The sequence below is a fragment of the Humisphaera borealis genome, assembly GCF_015169395.1.
GTDB classification, from domain to species: Bacteria; Planctomycetota; Phycisphaerae; order Tepidisphaerales; family Tepidisphaeraceae; genus Humisphaera; species Humisphaera borealis.
The window spans coordinates 6,370,235-6,392,528 of the sequence record NZ_CP063458.1 but is presented as its reverse complement, the minus strand read 5'-3'; the positions used below and the strand labels follow the sequence as shown (position 1 = coordinate 6,392,528).

Below are 22,294 nucleotides of genomic sequence, written 5' to 3'. Positions count from 1 at the left end.
TTCTACGCCGGTGTCTGAGCGTACTCGCGAAGACCCGGATTCTTCAAACCGCCGACTTTGCAGCGAGAAGAATCCGGGTCTTCGGAGTACCTCAGACCCCGGCGTGATGAGTTTCGTGTGAAGCGTAACACCGTCCTTCGACGTCACGCCTCCACGTCCACCGGCTCGTCGGACGGGTCTTCGACCTCCGTCTCGGGCTTCTTGGCTTTGCCGGCGTCTTCGCTGCCGATGGGCTTGCCGTCGGCGCCGATGCCCATTTCTTCCAAGAGCTTGGCGGGAACTTCTCCCGTGTTCTTGCACTTGGGGTAGCCGCTGCAACCCAGGAACGGACCGCGGCGGCCCTGGCGGATGATCATGGGCTTGCCGCACTCGTCGCAGTCGATGTCCGTCGCCACATTCGCCGGCTTCGTGCCGGCGTTGGCGGGCATGCTGCCGGTGATCTTGGCGGCCATCTCGGCGGCCTTGCCGGCTTCGACTTCCAGCAGCGGCAGCAGCGCTTCGACCTGCTTCAGGTCGTCGCCGGTCAGCTTCTTCATCATCTTCGTCGACCGGCACTTGGGGAACGTGCTGCACCCCAGGAACGGGCCCCGCTTGCTGCCGCGCAGCAGCATCGGGCTGCCACACTTCTCGCACGCGACCGTCGTCTTGATCGGGGGCGGTTTGGGCGGAAGCGGATTGCCTTCCTTATCCAGGTTGATGATGGTCGTGCAGCTCGGTTCACCCTTCTCGTTCTTCACGGAGTAGCCCGAGCAGCCGAGGAACTCGCCGAAGCGGCCCTTCCGCTTGATCATCTCGCGCCCGCAGACCGGGCACTTGAACTCGCTCACTTCGCGAAGCGTCGGCCGGCCCTGCGGGTCGACCGGCTGTGTGGTGGCGCATTCGCGGTCGCTGCACGCCAGGAAGAAGCCGTTCTTGCTGATGCGGTAGAGCATCGGCTTGCCGCACTTGGGACACATGTACGGGCTGACGGTGCCGCCGGCGTGCTCGATCTTTTCCAGCGAACCCGCGACCACTTCGTGGAACGGGCCGTAGAAATCCTTCAGCAGCTTGATCCAGTCGAGGTGCTGCTCTTCGACCTGGTCGAGCTTCAGTTCCATGCCGGCGGTGAAGCCGACATCGAGAATCTCCGGGAACGCTTGGATGAGCTTCTCGGTGACGATCTTGCCCAGCAGCGTGGCGTAGAACCGCCGATCCTGCTGAACCACGTACTGCCGGTCCTGAATCGTCTGGATGATGCTCGCATACGTACTCGGCCGGCCGATGCCGAGGCGTTCGAGTTCCTTCACGAGCGAAGCTTCGGTAAACCGCGCCGGCGGCTGCGTGAAGTGCTGCGTTGGCGAGACATCGATCGGCGTGACCTTGCGGCCTTCGGCCAGGTCGGGCAGCAACTGGTCGTCGCTGCTGACCCCGGCGACTTTCATGAAGCCGTCGAACACCAGCTTGCGGCCGGTGGCTTTGAAGACGACGTCGGTTTTTTCGGCGCCGGCCTTGGCGGCGATCATCACGGTCGTCTGGTCAAACTCCGCCGGCGGCATCTGGCACGCCACGAAGCGGTTCCAGATCAACTGGTACAGCTTGGCTTCGTCCGGCGGCAGTTTGGCGCGGGCGTCGGCGGGTGTCAGGCCGGCGTCGGTCGGGCGGATCGCCTCGTGGGCTTCCTGTGCGCTCTTATTGCTGCTGGCGAAGAAGTTGGGCTTCTCCGGCAGGTATTTCTTGCCGAAGGACTTTTCGATATAGCCGCGCACCATGTTCAGCGCCTCGCCCGACAGTGCGGTCGAGTCGGTACGCATGTAGGTGATGTGGCCCTGTTCATACAGCGTCTGCGCCAGTCGCATCGTCCGCTGGGCGCCCAAGCTCAGCCGGCTCGCCGCAGACTGCTGCAGCGTGCTGGTGATGAACGGCGGCGGAGGACGGCTGGTGGTCCGCTTCTTCTCGATCGACCGGACGGCAAAGTCGGGCGGCATGCCCAGCCGGCCGACGAACCTGGTGTTGTGCTTCGCCGGACCCTTGGCCTCGGCGTCTTCGGTGGTCTCTTCCTTCTCGATCTTGTAACCCAGCAGTTCGGCGGCCTTGCGGGCGTCGGCCTTGTTGCCGGCTTCGAACTTCTTGCCGGCCAGTTCAACCAGCTCGGCGACGAAGGCATCGTGCTCTGCGAGCCACTTCTCCTTCTCGATCTTCGTCCGCTCGCCGTTGCCTGTTTTGGTGATGTAGTCGTACCACGCGTCGGAGAGCGAACGCGTTTTGGACGAGTCGGTCTCTGCGGTGAAGATGCCGGCGATCTTCCAGTATTCCTCGGGAATGAACGCTTCGATCTCCGCTTCGCGGTCCACTACCAGCCGCACGGCGACGCTCTGCACGCGGCCGGCGCTCAGGCCCTTGGCGACCTTTCGCCAGAGCAGCGGCGAAATCTCGTAACCCACGATGCGGTCAAGGATGCGCCGGGCCTGCTGGGCGTTCACGCGATCCATATCCAGTTTGCGCGGGGACTGGAACGCCTTCTGGATTTCGCTCTTGGTGATGGCGTTGAAGATCACGCGCTGGGCCCGGCTGTCGGGAATGTGCAGCGCTTCCTTCAGATGCCACGCGATCGCCTCTCCTTCGCGGTCCAAGTCGGTTGCGAGCCAGACGGTGGGAGAGTTCTTGGCAAGCTTCCGCAGTTCGCTGACGACCTTGTCCTTGCCGCGTTCCTCGATCATCACGTATTCGGGCACGAACGTTTCCAGATCGATGCCCATGCCGCTGCGGGGCAGATCGCGAACGTGCCCCATGCTCGCCCGGACGACATAGCCGTCGCCCAGGTACTTATTGATGGTCTTGGCCTTTGCGGGGGATTCCACGATGACCAGCTGCTTGCCGTTGGCGGGCGGGGCCTTGGTCGGTTTGGCTTCGATGGCGACATCGTCGGTCACCATGTCGGGAGCGGCAGCCTTGGTGGCGGCCTTGGCCTTGGCAGTTTTGCCGGCGGCGCGCGACTTGGCCTTGGGGGTCGCGGTGGTGGGGTTGGCGGTGGTTTTGGCCATGAGTCCTTGGTGCGAGGCGTTACGATCGGCTTTGATGCCCACAGGTGGCGGCCCTGTGACATCTATATAAGGTGTCCGAAATCCGATCGATTGCGGACCCCTGCTGTCGGACCGGCTGCCATCCTGCGCCGACGGTCCTATCGGCATGACCCGCGATCGGGGTTAGTCCGACTATAGGGACGAAACCGTTTATCCGGACGGTTCGCCGCCGACGAAGGGGCGGGAGTGTGGCAGGGTCGATCGCAAACTGTCAACACCCCGCACACCATTTCACGTCGGTTTCTCTCCGGGGGGATAGTACGGTCATGAGGCGGTGCAAGTTCAAGCAAGGGCGACCTGAGGGCGTCGGCGCTGGTTTCGTAAAATATTGATATCAAGCGTTTTAGATGCTGATCTGGCCGCGTTTGCCCCGCCGTTCGGGTGCGGGTTCTCCGGCGATCCACACACCGACACGTGGCCGCGGCTGCCGCCCTGAACTTCGATCCGCGAAGTGCCGGCAGTCCTCGGCGTTCCCCCCAAAGCGAAAGGCCCCGGCGCACAATCGTCGTGCTCCAGGGCCTCGTACAGCTAATCAGTTGTGGCGTCCGCCGTTCAGGCCAGCGCGTCGTCGTTGGCGTCGGAGAACACCAGGTCGGCAAGCGAGTCGTCGGCGTCATCGATGCCGTCGTAAGCCTTTGCGCCTGCCACGAACGGCAGTGCGTCGCTGTGTGCCGCGGGCGACTCGGGCACCTCAGCGGGCGAGCCCGCGTCCGATGTGTAGAGCGTGTACAGGATTTCGTCGTCGGTCGTGGCGGGGACTTCTTCGGCCGGTACGCCCAGGCTCGTGTCAACGACTTCCAGATCCATCGGCTCGCCGACGGCGATGCCGACCGGGTAGCAAACGGCCGGGTCGATCGGGGCCGGGTCAATCAGGGCCGGGTCGACTTCAAGTTCCGCGGTCGTTTCCACGCCGACGTCGATGCTCCCGCCGAAGTACACAAGCCCGTCATCGGCACCACTGGCGTAACAGACGGCGGGATCGACGACCGCCGGGTCTGCGTCGGCATCGAAGTCGATCGGCATCGGATCGACCAGGACCGGGTCGGTTTCGCCGGCTTCCAGGGTGCGAATCTCGGCACCGTCGGCCATCGGGAAGAAGTAGCAGACGGCCGGGTCGATGTAGTCGCCGTCGGCATCGGTCCAGACGTCGTCGATGTTTTCATCGCCGATGGCTTCGTCTTCCGTGGGCACTTCTTCGACGATGGTCGCGTCATCCTCTGCCCCGGGGTCAGCGTCTGAGATGGCGTCATTGGTGAAGAAGAGCACGACCGTCGGGTCGATTTCATAGCCAGGGAGCGGCGTGAGGAGCACTTCTTGCTGCCAGGCAACGGTGTCGGTGTCGACGAAGACTTCCTCGCCGGTCGAGCCTTCGTCAACGACGATTGCTTCCTCAGGCGGGAACGAGTTGGGGTCGACGACGCCGGGCTCGGCCCAGGAGGCGAGCCGACCGACGTCGGCGCTGAAGAGCCGCCGTGGCTCCAGCGTCTCGATCGGGTTGGCGATACACGACTTACGGGAGAGAGTTCGAAAGCGCATGCCGTATCCCTCACAAATCCGCACGGCCAGGACACGCCGGGCGAAACGTCCGATAGCGGCGGGCGGTCATCATCGACCGCAACAACATCCGCATCTGCCCTACCGACGCCGACCAGGCTCATGCGATTTCACAAGAATGTGTTGATAGGGATGGTCCTAGGGGAGGGCGCGGGGACGGAAGCCTTCGGCACGTAGGTGTTAATTGGCGCAAAGTGCGGAGGGCCGGGCGTCCTCTGGGCGACAGTCGTATGCCGGGAGGCTCGCCGAGACTCGTTGGTTGGCGGCGCCGGCAGCGCGGATTAATGCTAAGAGCATCTAGGTACGTGATCAGCCCGGCGACTTCTGGGCGGCATCCTTGGGGATGCAGGAAAGCTGCCGGCCGCGGCGCCCGAGAACTACGGGGGTGTGTGCGGCGATCGCGTCCAGGTAGGCACGCCACTTGCTGATTGACAGGCGAGCTTTGAAAGCGGCATCTGCACTCGTTGAGCCTGCATCTGCCCGCATCACGAAACCTATTAGCGCGGCAACAACACTCCTAAGGTGGTGCGATGGCTGCGCGATCAGGCAGTGAAGCTTTCGCTCTGGCGCCTCGGTGCCATATCGATTTGGAGTAACGTCTTTTCTTCTGTGGGAGAAGTGCCTGATGTCCGGTTGTACAGGTTCCGATGTGTCAAAAGTTGCGAGGTCGATGTATTCAAAGTGGCTAGGCTGCCGACGTGGTCGATTGTTGCTTGTCGCTGCGATGATGGGTTGCGGCGCGGTTGAGGCACGAGCCCAACTGTTCTGGAACACGAATGGCACCAACGCCACCTGGACGGCGGTGAATTGGGGCGCGACTGCGGCCGGTCCGTTTGATGCCGGTTGGACCAACAACTCCGCCGCCCGCTTCACCGCCAATTCGTCGATTACGAATGTCACCAACACTCCCGTTGGCGATATCACGGTGGACGCCGGTGCGACGGTCACCCTGACTGCCGCAGGAACCTACAGCACCGGCGGACTGGTCAGGACACTGGACGTGGGCGCGGGTTCGACGCTCGACTTCGCCGCCCAGTCGATTTCGACTGCCGCAGGCACAGGATTCATCAAGAACGGCGCCGGAACGTGGATTTCGTCCAACGGCAATCTGTACCCCGGCGGATTCACGCTGAACGCCGGCACGGTTGCGGTCGGCGGCGTCAACGCGCTGGGCAGCGGCGGCGCGCTGACCCTCAATGGCGGCACGGTCCGCTCCACCAGCACGAACGGACGCGACCTCTCGGGAAAGTTCGCCGGCGGAATCACGATCGGTGGCGATGTGGCTTTCGGCGACGCCACCAATACCGGCAGTATCACTTTCAACAACGCCGTCTCACTCGGTGCTGCCAGCCGCTCGATTACGACCAACAATGCCAGCACCCTCGTCATTGCCGGCATCGTCGGCGGCGATGCGGGCGTGGGAATTACCAAGCTGGGTGCAGGGTCGCTCGACTTCACCGCGACCTCGATCAACACCTACACCGGCGACACCTTCATCCGCGCCGGCAACGTTTTGGCGCGGAACGCCAGCGCGTTCGGATCGACCGGCAGCGTCACCCTGGGCGCGACTTCCGGCAGTTCGACTGCAGTCCTGCGCCTCTCCACCCTTACGCTCAGTCGGCCGATCATCGTTGCCTCCGGCACGACTGGCGTACTCACCATCAACAATCTCGGCGCATCGGCCAATCCCGTCCTCACCGGCGGGATTACGGGCACAAACAACCTGACAATTCAGAGCATCATCAGCAGCAACGGCGGGAGCGTCACGGTTAACACGAGCGACATCAACATCACAGGTGCGCTGCGACTTGAGAACGCCGGTACAGGCACCAATGCTGCCGCTACGGGAACGGTGACGATCTCGTCGGTCATCGGGTCCAGCGTGACCGGCCTGATCGTACGGGATGTCACCACGGGCACGCGCAGCGTTCAGAAGGCGGTGCTGAGTGGCGCAAACACCTACTCCGGACCGACGAACCTTATCTCCGGCATCCTTCAACTGGGTGCCGCCGACGTCATCCCGAATAGCAGTTCACTGGTGCTCGACGGCGGAACGCTCGACAGCAACGGCTTTTCTGAAACACTGGGAACGCTCTCGATCAGTTCGGGAACCTCGACCCTGAAGTTCGGCGTAGCCACGGGCAGCAACGTGCTGACGTTCGGCGGGGCGACGTTCACCGCCGGGACGCTTAGCGTGACCAACTGGGACGGCCTTGCCACCGGCGGTGGCGCGGATCGATTTCTGGTCGTCGGCGCACCGGCGGTGGCTGCGGTGAATGCCGTTCAGTTCGTGAACCCCCTTGGCTTCGACCCCGGTACCTACGGCGCGGCCACAGTGGATGCCGGCGGCGGCCTGTTCGAGATCGTCCCGGTCCCGGAACCTGGTTCCGCCGCGGTACTGCTGATCGCCGCTGCAGGGCTTGGACTTCGCCGCAGGCGACGCGCTTGCTGAACGGCGGCCGTGTCGAGTCAGCTGGCGCCCCAAAGCACCCGAGCCAGGGGCGATGTCGTCCCTGGCTCGAGCAGCCATCACTCCTATCGCTTCATGCCGCTGATCGTTCACGCCAGACGGCTGATCCGCAGCGTGTATGCGCCCATCGTGCTGCCCGGCCGTTTGCCGACGCCGGTCCATGGGTCGTAGACCGAATTGTTGTGGCTCGACACGCCAACGTAGTACGTGCCCGGTTTGCTGAAGACATACTCCAGGTAAGACTCGGTGCTCAGTCTTTCGCCGGGTGCCGGCGTGTCGTCGCTGTTGGACAATTCGTTGCCGCTGGCGTCGAACAGTCGCATAACTGAGTCGAGCGAGCTACCTGCCGGTCGATCGAGGTCGATCGCAATGCGTTGACCCGCGGCCGGGACCGTGAACTTGATCATGTCCACGTCGCCGACATCACTGATCGCGTCGGCGCGGACCGAGCCGATCGGCACGTTGACGGCCTCCGCGAACTGATCGTCCGGATCGCTGAAGCTGCGCACCGTGAGCGAGTACGCCCCACTGGTGCCGCCTTCTGAGTCGAAGTCGCCGGTAAGGGGGTTGTAGTTCGGGTTGCCGGAACTTGACACCCCCACGTAATACATGCCGTCCGCCGACGGAACGAAGTCAATGTAGGACTCGGCATTGGGCTGCTCGTCGGGGGCCGGCCGACCCTGGTTGGTCTCGATGCCATCGCCGTTGGCATTGAACAGGCGAAGTACCGCGTCGGCGATCCCGCCGGCCGGCCGGTCCAGGTCGATTGCGACGGCTTTACCCGCGACACCCTGGAACCAGTACATGTCCACGTCTGAAGAACGCGGGGAGATGGAGTCCGATCGCGTAGTGCCCAAGGCGATTTGCCGTGCCTCGCGAATCTGATCGTCGGGGTCGGCACTTAGCTTGCGCACGCTGATGTGATACGTGCCGGTGATGCCGAGATAGTCTTCCAGGCCGGTGATCGGGTTGTAGCTGTCGTTTCCGGACCCGGAAATGCCGAAGTAATACGTTCCGGACTTGGCAAAGCCGAACCGGAGCGACGAGTCTGTGAGCCAGGTGGCGGCCATATTGTTCCCGTCGGCGTCGAACATCCGAAGCGTGGGAGCCAGGTCCGACAGCGGCGTGCTGACGGCGACGTTCCATTCTTCGCCGGCCACGCCCTTGATCGCGTACATATCGACGTCGGTTTTCGTACTGACAACACCGTCGACCTCGGCACCTGCGGCGAGCGTTTTCGCCTCGCCGATCTGGTCGTCGGCGTCGATCGGAAGACGACGGAGGTTCAGGCGGTAGGTTCCCGTCGAGCCGTCGGAGTCGCCGTTGCCGGTGGACGGGTCGTAATAGGCGTTCCAACTTCCTGAAACACCCAGGTAGTAAGTGCCCGCGGTCGTGAAGGTGTAAAGGATGGAGGGGTCGGAGTTGCTGTCGTAGTACGATTTGTAAGCCAGTTCGGTCCCGCCGCTGTCAAACAGCCGCAGGTACGACGCGACACTCGCATTGCTGACGTAAAGTTCGACCGACTCGGTGGCGGCGACTTTCAGCGCGTACATGTCAACATCTTTTTGGCCGTCGATCGCGGCATTCACGGCAACCGCGCCGAGAAGCTTCGCCTCAGAAATCTGGTCGTCGGCATCACGGTTGGGTGCTGCCGGGCTCACCTTCAGCGACAACTGGTAGACGCCCTTACTGGCCGGATTGTCGCCGTAACCGGTGACCGGGCTGTAGTCGCGGTTCCACTCGCCGGATACGCCGACGTAGTACGTTCCAGTCGTAGGGACGGTGAACTCGATGTACGAGTCGGTGGAGTTCTGCTCGCCCGGCGCGGGGTCGTTGTAGCTGAACGCCAGCTCGTTGCCTTCGCTGTCAAACAGGCGGAGGATGGAGTCCAGCGTGCCGTTGACCGGGCGATCCAGGTCGAGCTGGATGAAGTTGCCGGCCGTCGCGGTCAGTTTGAACATGTCAACGTCGGTCGAGTTCTCGATTGCCCCGCCGCGTATGCTGGGAACAATCGTGACTGCTTCCGAGAACTGGTCGTCGGCATCGGGGTTGGGAACGTTCACCAGGTCGAGCGTGTAGGCGCCCGTCCCGGCAGGGAAATCGCCTCGACCGGTAACGGCGTCGTACCCGCTGTTGCCGCTGGCCGAAACGCCGACGTAGTACGTGCCGGCGGTGCTAAAGAGGTACTCAAAGTACGACTCTGTGCCGGAGGTTTCGCCGGGGGCGGGGCTGTCGTCGCTGGCGGCCAGTTCCGTACCGTCGGACTTGAAGAGCCGCAGGTAGGAGTTGAGCTTACTGGTGCCCTGGACATCGACATCAAACCCGACGCGCTGCCCCGCCGCTACCGATACCTTCACCAGGTTGACGTCCAGATCAGTCGCGATCTTGCCCGCACGCGGCGCGTCGGCGATGCCGATCGCAGGGGCCTCGGCGATCTGGTCGTCCGCATCAGGCGGCTGCGGCACGTTCGTGACGCGCAGTGTGTACGCCCCGGCCGTGCCGGCAATGTCATGCGTGCCGTCCACTGGACTGTAAGACCCGTTGACCGAGCCCGAGACGCCGACGTAATAGGTGCCGGCGAACAGGAAGAACTGCCGCAGGTACGAGTCCGTACCGCCAGCCGCTTCGCCGGGTGCGGGGGCGTCGTCATTGGTCTGCATCTCGTTCCCGAATCGATCGAACACGCGCAGGATGGAATCGAGGTTGCTGCCGGCCGGTCGATCGATGTCCAAGTCCAGCCGCTGACCTGCGACGACATTGACCTTGTACATGTCCACGTCGGTGCCGGAATCGATCGCGCCGTTGCGCACTGCGCCCACTGTCAGGATGGTCGCTTCGTTCAACTGATCGTCGGTGTCCTGTGGGGCAGTCGATTGAACGTTCTTCAGTCGCACGAGACTAAACTGGTCGTCGTCGGTGCCGGCGGACGAATAGGTCCGGATTCTTCCGGCCGTCACGATCCTGCCGTCGGCCGTCAATGCCAGTGCGCCGCCGGTGCTTTCGTAGTTGCCGATCACCGGCGTCAAATCGGTGGTGAAGACGCCGTCCTCGCCGTCGAAGGTCGGGTCGGCGAATCCATCGGCGGTGAGCCTGGCCGCGGAGAATGCGCCCGTGCCGACAACGATCTTGCCGTCGGGCATAACGGCCAGCGGCGCGCCGGTCGCCGTGTAGCTGCCGGAATAGAGCTGCGTGCGTCCTTCCGAGCCGAAGGCCGTTTCGAGGCTGCCGTCGGCGTTGAACCGCAGCACATTGGTGTAGTCCCCCGTGTTGCCTGCGATCAGCACGTCCCCCTCAGACAGTGTGGCTAAACCGACCGTGAGGTCCGAATAGCTGAAGTAGTCCGGGTAAGTTGCGATGCCCTCGTCGCTGAAGGTGGCATCGAGCGTGCCGTCAGGCTTGTAGCGGGTGAGAACGACGGCGGAGTCCCCGACTCCGCCGACATAGAACGATCCGTTGGGACCGCGCGCCAGGGCACTCGCTTCTTCGCTGGAGTATTCCGCGATGTCGGTCACGACGATCCCGTCTCCGCCGCCGAACCCGCTGTCCAGCGTGCCATTGGCGTTGTATCTCACCACCGCGAAGTTGCGGATTTCGCTGCCTTCCGGCGTGTAGATCTGTCCGCGGCCGGCGACCAGGATGTCCCCGTCGGCCAGCGTCAGAATGGCCCGGCCGACTTCATTCGAATTACCCACCGGTGTGGTAACCCGGCCGTCGCCGCCGCCGAAGGTGCTGTCCACGCTTCCGTCGGCATTGAAGCGGGCGAGGGCAAAGTCGGTGTTCGCCACCGACCCCTTGCCGACGGTCGCGGTACCGGCGACCAGGATCTTGCCGCTGGGTAGCACGGCGATGGCATTGGCCGCGTCGTTACCAAACCCGAACCCGAGCGTTACGATGCCGTCCCCCCCGCCGAACGTGGTGTCACGTGTGCCATCGGCTTTGTAGCGGACGAGCGCAAACTCGCTGCCGGCGGCGGAAGTCGTGCCGGGTGCGACGCCGGCGGCAAGGATCCGGCCGTCGGCCAGAACCGTGATCGCGGACGCGAACTCATAGCCGGGCCCGACGTCCGTGGTGACGATGCCGTCGCCACCGCCGAACGACGTATCCAGCAGGTTCGCCGCCAGCAGCACCCGAACCTCCAGGGGCTCGGCAACGCTTCGGATCTGGATCTGTTTCCAGTTGTGCCAGAAGGCCCGCACGGCCCGGTCGATCGCGGCGGCGAAGGTCCTTCGAATGATCGAGAGGCGGCGTTGAATGGTCGACCCCGGCCGTAACGCCGGCAGACGATAGGAAGTTGCGCGTTTCATTTGTCGGCTCCGCAAGAGGTGTGCCCCTATATTCGGGACGCAGGCGGCCGCGCCGGGGGTTCATCCGGATTCTCATCGCGTTGCGCGATATCCACCCAGCGGCCGCACCGCCCCCAGCGTGCCGGTCGGCTCAAGTCTGAGCATTGCGGATTCCCCTCGATTGCCATGAAACGTCAAGCTCTTGCTTGACACGGGCCGGCTGTTTTGGGTCTTATCCCGCGGGCGTTGCGAGCACGTCTCCCGGCGCGGTGTGGCCGTCCCGACGCGACTAAAGTTCCGCGAGCATTGCCCTCTTTTCCGACGTGAATTATGCGAAGCATCATCGGCTGTTTGATCGTGTTGCTGACCCTGACCGGCTGCGGCGCTTCGCGGACGCGCTCGCCCGTGCCGCAGTCGCAGGTCACCACCGTGTCGCTCGAAGGATTTGACCAGGCCCGATTCTGGGGCGATCAAACCAGCAGTACCATGATTGATACCTTCGTTGCCAGTTGGGCGCAGGAGCGCGCGGCACTGGGGATCGGGTCGGACGTGAAGGCATTTCCCGACGCCCATTACTTGGCGATCTCCGGTGGCGGGCAGGACGGGGCGTATGGCGCGGGGGTGCTGTGTGGCTGGACCGCCAGCGGAAATCGTCCGGTGTTCAAAGTGGTCACCGGCATCAGCACAGGTGCGCTGACGGCACCCTTTGCGTTCCTGGGAAGCGCCTACGACAAGCCGATGCGTGAGGTCTACACCAGCGTCGACCAGAAGGACATCGCGGTCTTCCAGGGGTACTTCGCGCTGCTTCACAGCGACAGTGCCTACGACACCTCTCCGCTGGTGAAACTCGCCGAGAAATACTTCACCCCCAAGATGCTCGAGGATATCGCCGCCGAACACCGCAAGGGTCGGCGACTGCTGATCGGGACGACCAATCTCGACGCCGGTCGGCCGGTCGTCTGGGACATCGGTGCGATCGCCTGCTCCGGCCGCAAAGATCGGGTTGAGCTGTTCCGCAAGGTGCTGCTGGCGTCGTCGGCGATCCCCGCCGCCTTTCCGCCGGTTTACCTCAAGGTCAAAGGTGCCGACGGCAAGGAATACGAGGAGATGCATGTAGACGGCGGTGTGACACGCGAGATGTTCCTGCTTCCTTCGGAAGTGCGGGTTTACGAGATTCGCGATCAGCACGGGGTGCAGCGCAACTCGCACCTGCATGTCATTCGCAATGCCCACTACGGCCCTGACCACAAGGTGGTCAATGCCAAGGTCGCGGACATCGCCGCACGCTCAATCGCGACGCTGATCAAATCGCAAGCGGGAGGCGACCTCTGGTCGCTTTATTACGAAGCCCGCGAAAACAAGATGTCATATTCGGTCACCTCGATTCCCCATCACTTCCTGGACGACAGCAAGAGCATGTTCGACCAGAAGTACATGTCGCGGCTGTTCGACCTGGGATACAAGGCCGGCACCGACGGCACCGCATGGCGGTCCAAGCCGTCGTACGATGCTCAGCCTCCCGCGACTCGCAGTGCGGACATCAACCAGGCGGCCCGCTGACCGACTGCCGGTCGCGCAGGATAGCTGCCAGGGTGCTCGTCGCGGTCGGCCGTTCGCCGCTCGAACTTTCAGAACGTTGCTTGACCCCGCCATCCTCACGGGTAGAGTCCGCCGATGCGACAAATCCTTGCTGTGGCGGTTCTGGTGTTTGGCATCCTCCTTTCCGGTTGCGACAGCGGTGCGACTGCCGACCTGAAGAAGCCGGCCGACGAAGTCCGCAAGCAGGCCGAAGGCATGAGCACCGCCGACCTGGAAAAGCGCATCGGCGAGCTGGAAAAAGTTGCCGAAGAACTGAAGAAGACCATCGGTTCCAAAGAGCCGACCGAAGCGCAGATGACCGAGATTTCGAAGCTGATGGAAGTCACCGGTATTTACGCCGGCGAGTTGCTGAAGAAGAAGTTGAAGTGAGCTGCTTGCGAGCGTGAATCCGCGCCTGAAGCACGCGCTGGTGACGCGATGGGCGAGGACTGCCGGGTCTTGGGTGGCATGGGCAAACGTACTCGCTTGCCCGTGGCGGTGGCATCGCGGGCACGCCTTACCACGGGCAGTGGAGTACCACAGCTCAAGGCACCCGGGGGACGCGCGAGTGCAAAGCCCCTGCGCCACACTCCAATCATCTTTTCCGCTGGATTCTTCCGGGCGGCCTGTATATTTTCTGCCGCAACGGGGGCTGCACTTGATCCTCCGGGGCGCGCGGGCATGGCCCTGCGGCGACAGTTTCTGATCTGACATTTCTTTCCAGGGTGGTTCTCATGTCCACGTGGCCCGCGGGTGTGGCGGCTGAGGCAGATGTTGCTGCGTGGCCGGACGTCTCCGGATCGGCTCCTGCAAATGCCGGTGCCGATGACGGCCGTTCACGACTGGTCGGCGCGATCAATGCCTCGCTGCCGCCGGCGGAGATCAGCCTCGGTTATCGCATCACCATCGCGCTGCTGGCCGGGAGCCTTATTCTGCTCCCGCTGATCTACATCGCACTGGTGATTTTCCTCGGCTGGCTGGCGGTCTGGCACGTCGTCCAGTCGGTGCTTTCGCTCGAGTTCGGCCCCTACTTCATCTTCCATCTGCCGATGGCAATCCTCGGCGTGTTGCTGCTGTTGTTCCTGATCAAGCCGATCTTCTTCCGGCAGAAGCCGCGCCCGCAGGATGTGCTGACGCTGACCGAGACGGATGAGCCGGCGCTGTTCGAGTTCGTGCGTCGGCTCTGCGTCGCGACCGGTGCCCGCCGGCCGGAGCGCATCGAGGTCGACTGCGATCCCAACGCCAGCGCCCGCCTGAGCGGCGGCTTGTGGAGCATGGTCGGCGGGAAGCTCGTGCTGCGCCTTGGACTGCCGCTGGTGGCCGGGTTGTCGGTCCGGCAGTTTGCCGGGCTGATCGGCCACGAACTGGGGCATTTCAAACAGCGCGGCGGAATGACCGGTTCGTACCTGGTCCGCCGGTTGACGGGTTTCTTCGCCGCCGTCGTCTTCAGTCGCGACCGGTTTGACGAAAAGCTTGGCGCATGCGCTACTCGTCGAACGTGCTGGCGAAGATGTTCTACTGGGTCGCGCTGGCGTTCGTCGAACCGATGCGGGGCGTCCTCTGGCTGATGATGCTCGGGTCGCACCTGCTGAGTTGCCACGTGCTCCGCCGAATGGAATATGACGCCGACCGGCTGGAAGCCGGACTTGCCGGCGTCGATGACTTTGTCGACACGAGCAGGCTGCTGGTGTTTCTCGGCATTGCGTCACAGCGGGCCCGCTACGACCTGGCCGACGCACTCGACAACAAGCGGCTCGCCGACGACGTGCCCGCGCTGGTCTCGGCCAATGCACGACAACTGGCCGAGCATCGCGACGACATCCTGAAGCTTGTCGAGTCGGAGAAGACCGGCTGGTTCGACACGCACCCCAGCCACAGCGACCGGGTGCGAAGCGTCCGCGCTACCGGCGGCGACCCGATCGTCGCCTGTACCGAGCCGGCGTCAGGCTTGTTTGCCGACTTCGGTGGCACCTGCCGACAGGCGACCGAGGCGTTCTACCGCGAGGCGCTGGGCGACGAGCAATGGGAAAAGGTCCGTGGCACGACGCAACTGGTTGCCACCGCCGACATCGCAGGCGATCGCAACACCCACCGGCAGGCCGCCAAGTCGTTGCGGCGTTTCTTCCGCAACCAGATGGCACCGACCCGGCCCATCGGTGCCTCGCTCGACGCGCTCCAGCCCGCGGACGACCTCGCCGCCGTCACCGCCGAACTTGGCCATGCACGCCAGGCGGTCCTCACGCAGGCCGACCAGATGGGCAACGCGGTCGAACAGTACCATGAAGCCGCCGGCGTGATGTCGGCGACGCGGGCGCAGCTCGAACTGTGCGGCATCTTCTCGTTCAACCCCAAGGCCGGCGGCGTGCTCCGCAAGGCCAGGGCCCGGCAGGCCGCGCAACGACCGGTCTTCAATACCACGTCCCAGCAGCTCGCCGCCTTCGAAGAGCCCGCCCGGCGGCGACTGGACCTGGCTTTGCAACTTCTCGGCGACGGCGGTGTTCTTGCCCGTCTGCCGCTGGAGTTCGACGCCGAAGGCGCTCCGTTGCCGTCAAGGGATCCACGCTCGCAGATCGAGCCCCTGGTGCGGGTTTCGCACGCTTTACAGGGCGTTCAGCCCAGGATCGACGCGCTGCGAGAGGCGGCGATGTCGCTGGAGATCTTCTGCCCCGCGTACAACCCCGCCAACCCGTATCAGCCGCTGGTGAACCGGATCATCTCCGTCGACAACGAGGTGATCGACCTGCTGCGCGACATCCGGTCGGAGTTGAACGAGATTCCCTACCCCTACGCGCACGGCGTTGCCGACTGCACGCTCGGGGCGGCGCTGGTGGACGACATTCCCAAGAACGATGACCGGTGGAGGCGAGCCGTTGTTCCGAGGCGACCATCGGCAAGTATTACAACGTCTTCAATCGAACACTGTCCACGTTGACAGATTGGGCAGAGAAAGCCGAGATCGCCGCCGGCCTGGAACCGCTCGGCGAGCCCGCCGACCGCGAGTCCGAGGCCGACAAGCTGGACAAGGCGCGGGCGAAGAAGGAGGGCCGGGTGTACTGGCTCGGCTACGCGGGTCGGTCGCTGGCCGGAGTGGTGATGGTCGCGACGATGGTCTGGTACAGCATCAGTCCGCCGACACTGCCGCAGATGGTTTGGGGCGGCGGTCGTGGCGAAGTGGCCGAATGGCGGCCGGCGAGTTTCTCCGGCGTCAGCAGCAGCTACAGCAGCTACCAGCCCACACCCCCGGCGTACCTGATGGCCCAGTCGCCTTACAGCCCGCGGAACCCGTACGCCCCGGGCGACCCGTACGGCGTGAATCGAGCCGGACCGAATCCGTACGCAGGACACAACCCGTACAACCGCCAGCCGTACGGCTCGAACCCTTACGCCGGCAATCCGTACGACCCGCGCGCCGGGCAGCCCGGCTACAACAACGGCCAGCCCAACCGCCCGGGTTCGCCGGGGTACGACCCCCGCTATCCGAACGGATCGCCGAACCCGTACGATTCACCCTCCCCCGGATACAACCGGCCGTCGCCGGGCTATAACCGCCCGAGCCCCGGCGGCGGTGGATATCAGCCCCCCGGTCGCCCGGGCGGCTATTCACCAGGCGGTGGCGGCTACTCGCCGGGCGGTGCGGGAGGCGGCGGCGGTGGACGGCCGGGCGGGAGATGAGCTGCCCCTACAAAAAGGCACGCGGCATCATCCGCGCCCGTTGTAGAAGCTCGGCCGGCCACCTAGTTGTAATGCCAGGTGGACCACCAGTTCGATGCCGATGAAGGCAATGCCGCCCACCGAGGCCCGCGCGGGCCATGACATCGAGCCGAGTCTCGGGGTCAGACCAAGCGCCCGTGCGGACAGTTCCATGCACAGAGCCAGCATGACGCCGCCGACGAACCAGACGCCGACGCGCGCAGCCGACTGTGCTGGCCGGCCCGATCGCAGGCGTGGGCGCAGCCGGTTCAGATACCAGAGTTCGACGAAATGCCCGCCCAGTGTCGGCCAAAGCGCCAGCAGCGACGCGACGAACCAGCGCCCGTAGAAGCCGGGCGTTAACGGTCCGCCCCACCGCCAGACAAGCGCTGCCCCGACGCCCAGCGCGATCGCGCCCGTGCGGAGCAGGGTCACGCGCAGAGGTTCTCGGTAGGGCTGCAGGGTCATCAGGTTCTCGTCGCTCGCCGCCCGACGCGCAGCGCGGTCACTTCCCCACCAGAACGGATGTATTCGTGCTTGGCCGGCCAGAAGTCAGGAGATGCGACGGGGCTGGTTCGCCGTCGCCTGCAGGGAAGTGTACTGATCGATCGCTGCAGCCCAAGTTGGCTGGGCTTGCATTTGCCAGCAGTAAACGGTGGTGGCGATCTGGCGGTAACCGAATTCACTGACTCGTGTGCGTGGACAAATGCCCACTGCGATTGCAGCATGCCAAGCCGAAAGCAGGCCCTGTGAAACACACCGCTTTTATCCTTTCTGTTATCGCTCTTGGCTCGGCAGCGGTCGCCGTTGACATTAAACCCGTCACGCCGGACACCGCTCCCTCGGCGACCGCTCGGAACTGGTCGCTCGATGCGACCGATCCGACGATCAAAGTTTTTGGCACTGCCAGGGCGGCCGCCGGTGCGCTCGGTAAGTCGCTCGTGCTTGACGGCACCTCAGTCATCGAACTGAAGGACACCGCCGCGCTGAACGCCTCCGATGGCTTCACGTTCTCCGTCTGGTTCAACCCCTACGCGCCCGAGAGCGGACAGCAGGTCGTCGCCGGTAAGAATCGCTACTCGCTCAACGAGCGCCAGTGGTCGATCGCCGTCGAACCCGATGGCAAGCTTAAGGCGTACGTACAGCATGGGGGCTGGGCGACCATCGCGACCAGGGACGCCGTCAAAGCCGGCCACTGGCATCTCGCGACACTGACCATCAACGCCAGCCGGGCGGCGTTCTACGTCAACGGACAACCCGTCGGCGAAGCGAAGCTGAAAGCCCCGATGCCGGCGACGCAGGCCCCGATCACGCTCGGCGGCATCAACGACAACGGCCGACGCGTGCAGTTGTTCAGCGGCGCGGTCGATGAAGCGCAGTTCGTGCCGCGCGTGCTGAGCGCCGAAGAAGTCGCCGCGCTGTACAAGCCGATCGCTGCCGTCCACGAGATACCCAAGGCGATCGTCGCCGACACGCCGCTCTGGGACGCAAACGTGAAACTTCCGAAGGCCGCCGAGATCCCAGTGCTCAGCGGCGTGGAGTATCGTGTCATCAAAGCCAACGAGCCCGACAAGGACGGTTACGTCTGGCTGCATGGCGTGGGCCTCGGCTGGCACAGGGGCAAGCTCTACGCGTCGTTCGGGCACAACAAAGGCGAAGAGAACACCCACGGCGAAGAAGCCCGCGGCCGCGTCAGCGAAGATGGCGGCAAAACCTGGGGCGATCCCTTCACCATCGGCACGGGTGAGGCCGAGCCGGACCTGTCCATCAGTCACGGCGTTTTCCTGTCGCACGGCGGCAGGCTCTGGGCGTTTCACGGCGCGTTCTACGGCCGCATGCAGAAGATTCACACCCGCGCCTTCGTGCTCGATGAAACCACGAATACCTGGAAGCCGCTGGGTGTTGTGGTCGACGGCGGGTTCTGGGCGCTGAACCAGCCGGTGAAGATGGCCGACGGAAACTGGATCATGCCCGGCATCAAGGCAGGTGCGTTCTCCGACACAACCAAGAACCCCGCCGCCATCGCGATCAGTCATGGCGACGACCTGACGAAATGGGACTTGGTCGTCATCCCGGCGGTCGACGGGCTGACGATGTGGGGTGAATCTGCGATTGTCGTTGACGGCCCGAATGTGACGAACATCGCCCGCTTCGGCGGCAAGGCGCAGGCGCTGATCGCCGTGAGCAAAGACTACGGCCGAAAGTGGATCGCGTCGGCTCCGAGTAACCTGCCGATGGCCACCTCCAAGCCCGCCGCCGGCATGCTGAGTACCGGCCAGCGCTACCTGGTCTGCACGACGACCGCCGACAGCGGCGGCCGCCGCACGCCGCTCACCATTGCCGTCAGCAAGCCGGGCGAGTCGGTCTTCAGCCGGGTGTTTATCATCCGCCCGTCGATCTTCCCCCAGGGCCCCGGCGACGTGGCCGACGGCGCTTCGCTCTCCTATCCCTGCGCCGTCGAGCACGAGGGCAAGCTGTACGTCGGCTACTCCAACGGCGGCGGCCGCCGGGGGAACCACAACAGCGCGGAACTGGCGGTCATTCCCCTGGAGAAGTTGAAGTAGCGTCAACGGATGTAACGCCCACCCGGCCGATTCAGCTCTCGACCGGCCTGGTGAGTTCGTACACCCATTCGGTGGTCTTCGACAGCTTCAGCCCGAGCGCGTTCGCCAGTGCGCCGAGGTCGGGCTCGGTCAGCTTCCATCGGGGGTCACTGACGGTCCATTCCATCCCCTGGCGGTCGGTGAGGATGCTACCTCCGTGGCGCAGCATCAGGCGATAGCTGCTCATCATCAGCATCAGGTGAAATCCACAGCAGGCGAAGCTCGCCAAGTTGTTGTCGATGATGTGGTCGTAGTGCCGGTTGAGGATCGCCGCCAGGCTGACCGCGTACTTGTTGGCCTTGAGCGCGCGATAGTTGGCCAGCCCGGTCGCGCGGCCACGCTGGCGCTCGGCCTCGGCGACGGTGATGCCGTCGATCAGCCGGCAGCGCGGCGACAGTCGCATCGCCAGGTGCGAATTGCCGATGCCGACATGCAGCAGGTCGCGGTTCGTCAGATCGCGGGATTGGAGGACGGCTTCGATGCGTTGCTGGTCGGGCGTGCAGACGGGCATCTGCGAGAAATCGACGAGATAGCCGACATCAATACCGACGCCGGGTTGATCGACGTTGCGGCAGACGGTGACGCCGAAGCGTTCGAGCAGATGGTTTTCCTTCGACAGGGAGGAAGTCATTCGGCTTCCGGTTGAGTTACGCGCCGCGGGACGGGTGGTCGCGGGGCATCGCGCCGAATCTCAGCGGCGGACGCCGGCCGGCGCGGCGAACGGCGGCCTGGGCCAGGGGATGCCTTCGTGGTTCAGGAGCTGCGTGCTGGAGCAATAGAAGAAGGCCTCGGCGGCGCGGGCAGGCGGGCAGCTCAGGCCGCGGTATCTGGCAAGCCCGCGGAACGCCTCGGTGTACGGAAGGACGGCGGCCTGGCTTTCGTGAACGGCGAACGCGTCCATCTTTGCTTCGAGCACGCCGTCGATCGCGACATAGTAATTGGGCTCCATCGGAGTCCAGATCTCATAGAGCCAGACGTCGATCTCGCGTTTCAGGCCGGCCAGCGCCTGGTGGAGCATTCGGTATGTCACCTGGTGATCGCCGTGGCGGTCGTAAGGCCAGGGGCAGAAGACCGAGCGGTAATTGCCTTCGACGAGGGCGGCGAGGATCGAACTGCTGAGCGACGGTGTGGCGCCGAGAGAGCCATCGACGCCGTTGAGGAACGCGACCCTGCGGACGCCCAGACGCTCGCAGGCGGCGCGGGCTTCGGATTCGCGGCGGGCGGCGAGGTCGACGCGATCGGCGGCGGTCGGGATGCGGCCGGGTGCGAACCCGTTCTCGCCGCGGGTCATGAACAGGACGTCGACCGCCCCGCCGCCGTCGGTGATGAGCTTGATCGTCCCTCCGCAGCCGAGCGATTCATCGTCGGGGTGTGGCGACAGGACCAGTGCGAGCTGGGTCGAGGCGTCGCCGTTGGACATGCCGCCTCGGTCGGATGACGTTCCGCGAGACTTCATGCCAGGCCTCCCCAGGGTCGCTCGGTGTGGTCGGCGTGAGGGCCGGACGGAGCGGCGAGCGGGGTCGTGTCGGCGTCGTGCCCCGCTGCCGTGGAAGTGCGTTGCGAAGCGGTCTGGTGCTGCGCCGACGTCGTGATGTAAGCCTGAACGCGCTGCAGTTGCTGGCGCACCTGCGAGAGTCGCGGGTTGAGCCGCAGTGCCTGTTCGAGCGCAGCGGCACATCCGCGCCAGTCGACGCCTTCGTCGTAGAGCGCGTTGCCCAGGGTGATCCATCCGGAAGGGACTTCGGGTCGTGCCGCGATCGCCTTGCGGGCCCAACGCAATGCTTCGGTGAACTGCCGGCTGCGCGAGCAGAACAGTGCCCGAAGGATGGCGGTTTGGAAGGTGGCGTTCGGCAACGCCGAGAGCGACTTGAGCGACAGTTCGGCGTCGTGAAGGTCGTTACAGCAAAGGCTCGCTTCACCGCGCATCGCCCAGGCGACGACGTTCGACGGGTCTTGCACCAGAAGTGTACGAAGCTGGCCGGCGGCCTCTCGCGGGCGGCCCTGCGCACACAGGGCTTCGGCGAGCAGCATGCGGGCGGCGCGGGTGTCCATGCCCACGGCGAGCCCGGCCCGGCACTGGTCGGCCGAGGAGCGGGATGTCGGCTCGGACGGCGACTGGGCGAGAAGCGCCCGGGCGCAATTCTCGGCATCGACGGCCCGGCCCGCGAGCAGATACACCGCCCCGCACTCGTACAAAAGCTCGAAGTTGTGGGCAAAACGCTGACACATCGAATCGGCCGCCGCGACGGCCTCGTCGAATCGACTGCTTTCGATCAGGCACTTAATCAGGATGCTGGCGGCCTTGGGCGTGGAACTGTAGAGACTTTGAGGATCGTTCTGGATGCTGCGTCGCAGAAACGGGATGGCCTTGTCCGCCAGTCGCTGGGCCGCGAAAACCCGACCGAGGTAGAACGCTGTCATCGGATCGTCGGGGTGCACGAGGTATTCGCGCTCCAGGACCCGCTGGTCGCGAAGCTGCTTGGCGGCCCACTGCTCGGCGTCGCGATACCCTTCGTGATGGATGACGACATCGGTGTAGACCAGTTCGTTGTCGGCCAGTCCGGCGCCGGAGCCGCCGTGAACGAGACGCTCGTGAATGCGGCCGCGCCACGCGATGTCGGACCGGTTGCGAAAAAGCCGGGTGTGGGCAATGTCGAACGACACGCCCGGGTTACAGGTGGCAGACCGGCACGACATGACGTAGATCAAGTCGTGGGACAGTTCATCGGCGACCGGAAGCTGCTCGAGGAGACGGCGCAGGCGGGTCAGGTTCTCGGCGTCGAACCGGTCATCGGCATCGAGCCAGAAGATCCAGTCGCCGGTCGCCTGGCGGCGACCGAAGTTCCGGGCGGCGGAGAAGTCGTCGCACCAGGTGAAGTCGTATACGCGGGCACCAATCGCTTCGGCCACGGCGCGAGTGCCATCAGTCGAACCGGTGTCGACAATGACGATGTCATCGAAGAGTTGGGCCAACCCCGCAAGGCTTCGCGGCAGGTTGTGCTCCTCGTTGCGCACGATCATGCAAAGCGAGACCCGCTGGCGCATTTTCGCTCCCGA

14 protein-coding genes are annotated in these 22,294 nt (G+C 64.4%); 7 read left to right on the top strand and 7 right to left on the bottom strand.

Annotated features, from left to right (window positions below; genetic code table 11):
* Positions 1-143 precede the first annotated feature (143 nt).
* Both topA and IPV69_RS24025 read right to left on the bottom strand, forming a co-directional pair.
* Positions 144-3,020 carry a type I DNA topoisomerase gene (gene topA / locus IPV69_RS24030; protein ID WP_315853144.1) on the bottom strand — a complete coding sequence of 959 codons (2,877 nt, stop codon included), beginning with the start codon at positions 3,018-3,020 and terminating at the stop codon, positions 144-146.
* 591 nt (positions 3,021-3,611) lie between these two features.
* Positions 3,612-4,595, bottom strand: a complete 984-nt coding sequence (locus tag IPV69_RS24025) for a hypothetical protein (protein WP_206292267.1) — start codon at positions 4,593-4,595, stop codon at positions 3,612-3,614.
* A 724-nt stretch (positions 4,596-5,319) separates the two neighbouring features.
* Here IPV69_RS24025 and IPV69_RS24020 point away from each other — a divergent pair.
* Positions 5,320-7,065, top strand: coding sequence for a beta strand repeat-containing protein (locus IPV69_RS24020; protein WP_206292266.1), 1,746 nt, complete (start codon positions 5,320-5,322; stop codon positions 7,063-7,065).
* 107 nt (positions 7,066-7,172) lie between these two features.
* On the opposite strand, the gene IPV69_RS24015 is transcribed toward IPV69_RS24020, so the two are convergent.
* Positions 7,173-11,387 (bottom strand): DVUA0089 family protein, encoded by a 4,215-nt coding sequence (locus IPV69_RS24015; RefSeq protein ID WP_206292265.1) that lies wholly within the window; start codon positions 11,385-11,387, stop codon positions 7,173-7,175.
* A gap of 309 nt (positions 11,388-11,696) precedes the next feature.
* Here IPV69_RS24015 and IPV69_RS24010 point away from each other — a divergent pair, with 309 nt between their 5' ends.
* The 5 genes from IPV69_RS24010 (at position 11,697) to IPV69_RS23990 (ending at position 16,616) form a co-directional block, all read left to right on the top strand.
* The gene (locus IPV69_RS24010) at positions 11,697-12,926 is read left to right on the top strand and encodes a patatin-like phospholipase family protein (protein ID WP_206292264.1); all 1,230 of its coding nucleotides are present in this window, start codon (positions 11,697-11,699) and stop codon (positions 12,924-12,926) included.
* 114 nt (positions 12,927-13,040) lie between these two features.
* On the top strand, positions 13,041-13,334 hold the full coding sequence (locus tag IPV69_RS24005; RefSeq protein WP_206292263.1) for a hypothetical protein: 294 nt from the start codon (positions 13,041-13,043) through the stop codon (positions 13,332-13,334).
* A 344-nt stretch (positions 13,335-13,678) separates the two neighbouring features.
* Positions 13,679-14,512 carry a M48 family metallopeptidase gene (locus tag IPV69_RS24000; protein ID WP_206292262.1) on the top strand — a complete coding sequence of 278 codons (834 nt, stop codon included), beginning with the start codon at positions 13,679-13,681 and terminating at the stop codon, positions 14,510-14,512.
* The gene (locus IPV69_RS23995) at positions 14,425-15,876 is read left to right on the top strand and encodes a M48 family metalloprotease (RefSeq protein WP_206292261.1); all 1,452 of its coding nucleotides are present in this window, start codon (positions 14,425-14,427) and stop codon (positions 15,874-15,876) included. The genes IPV69_RS24000 and IPV69_RS23995 overlap by 88 nt, the downstream gene beginning before the upstream one ends.
* The gene (locus IPV69_RS23990) at positions 15,873-16,616 is read left to right on the top strand and encodes a hypothetical protein (RefSeq protein ID WP_206292260.1); all 744 of its coding nucleotides are present in this window, start codon (positions 15,873-15,875) and stop codon (positions 16,614-16,616) included. Before IPV69_RS23995 ends, IPV69_RS23990 begins: the two co-directional genes overlap by 4 nt.
* A gap of 27 nt (positions 16,617-16,643) precedes the next feature.
* Here IPV69_RS23990 and IPV69_RS23985 read toward each other — a convergent pair whose 3' ends face one another.
* Entirely contained in the window at positions 16,644-17,102 is a 459-nt protein-coding gene (locus IPV69_RS23985) for a hypothetical protein (protein WP_206292259.1), read from the bottom strand.
* Between the two features lie 281 nt (positions 17,103-17,383).
* On the opposite strand from IPV69_RS23985, the gene IPV69_RS23980 reads away from it, so the two are divergent.
* Positions 17,384-19,198: a LamG-like jellyroll fold domain-containing protein gene (locus tag IPV69_RS23980; RefSeq protein WP_206292258.1), complete on the top strand. Its 1,815-nt coding sequence runs from the start codon at positions 17,384-17,386 to the stop codon at positions 19,196-19,198.
* A gap of 31 nt (positions 19,199-19,229) precedes the next feature.
* Here the strand turns inward: IPV69_RS23980 and IPV69_RS23975 are convergent, their stop codons facing one another.
* Genes IPV69_RS23975 through IPV69_RS23965 form a run of 3 tightly spaced genes read right to left on the bottom strand, consistent with a single transcriptional unit; the run spans position 19,230 to position 22,282 of the window.
* Positions 19,230-19,868, bottom strand: coding sequence for a hypothetical protein (locus IPV69_RS23975; RefSeq protein WP_206292257.1), 639 nt, complete (start codon positions 19,866-19,868; stop codon positions 19,230-19,232).
* Between the two features lie 60 nt (positions 19,869-19,928).
* Positions 19,929-20,693, bottom strand: a complete 765-nt coding sequence (locus IPV69_RS23970; protein WP_206292256.1) for a PIG-L deacetylase family protein — start codon at positions 20,691-20,693, stop codon at positions 19,929-19,931.
* Entirely contained in the window at positions 20,690-22,282 is a 1,593-nt protein-coding gene (locus IPV69_RS23965; protein WP_206292255.1) for a tetratricopeptide repeat-containing glycosyltransferase family 2 protein, read from the bottom strand. Before IPV69_RS23965 ends, IPV69_RS23970 begins: the two co-directional genes overlap by 4 nt.
* Positions 22,283-22,294 lie beyond the last annotated feature (12 nt).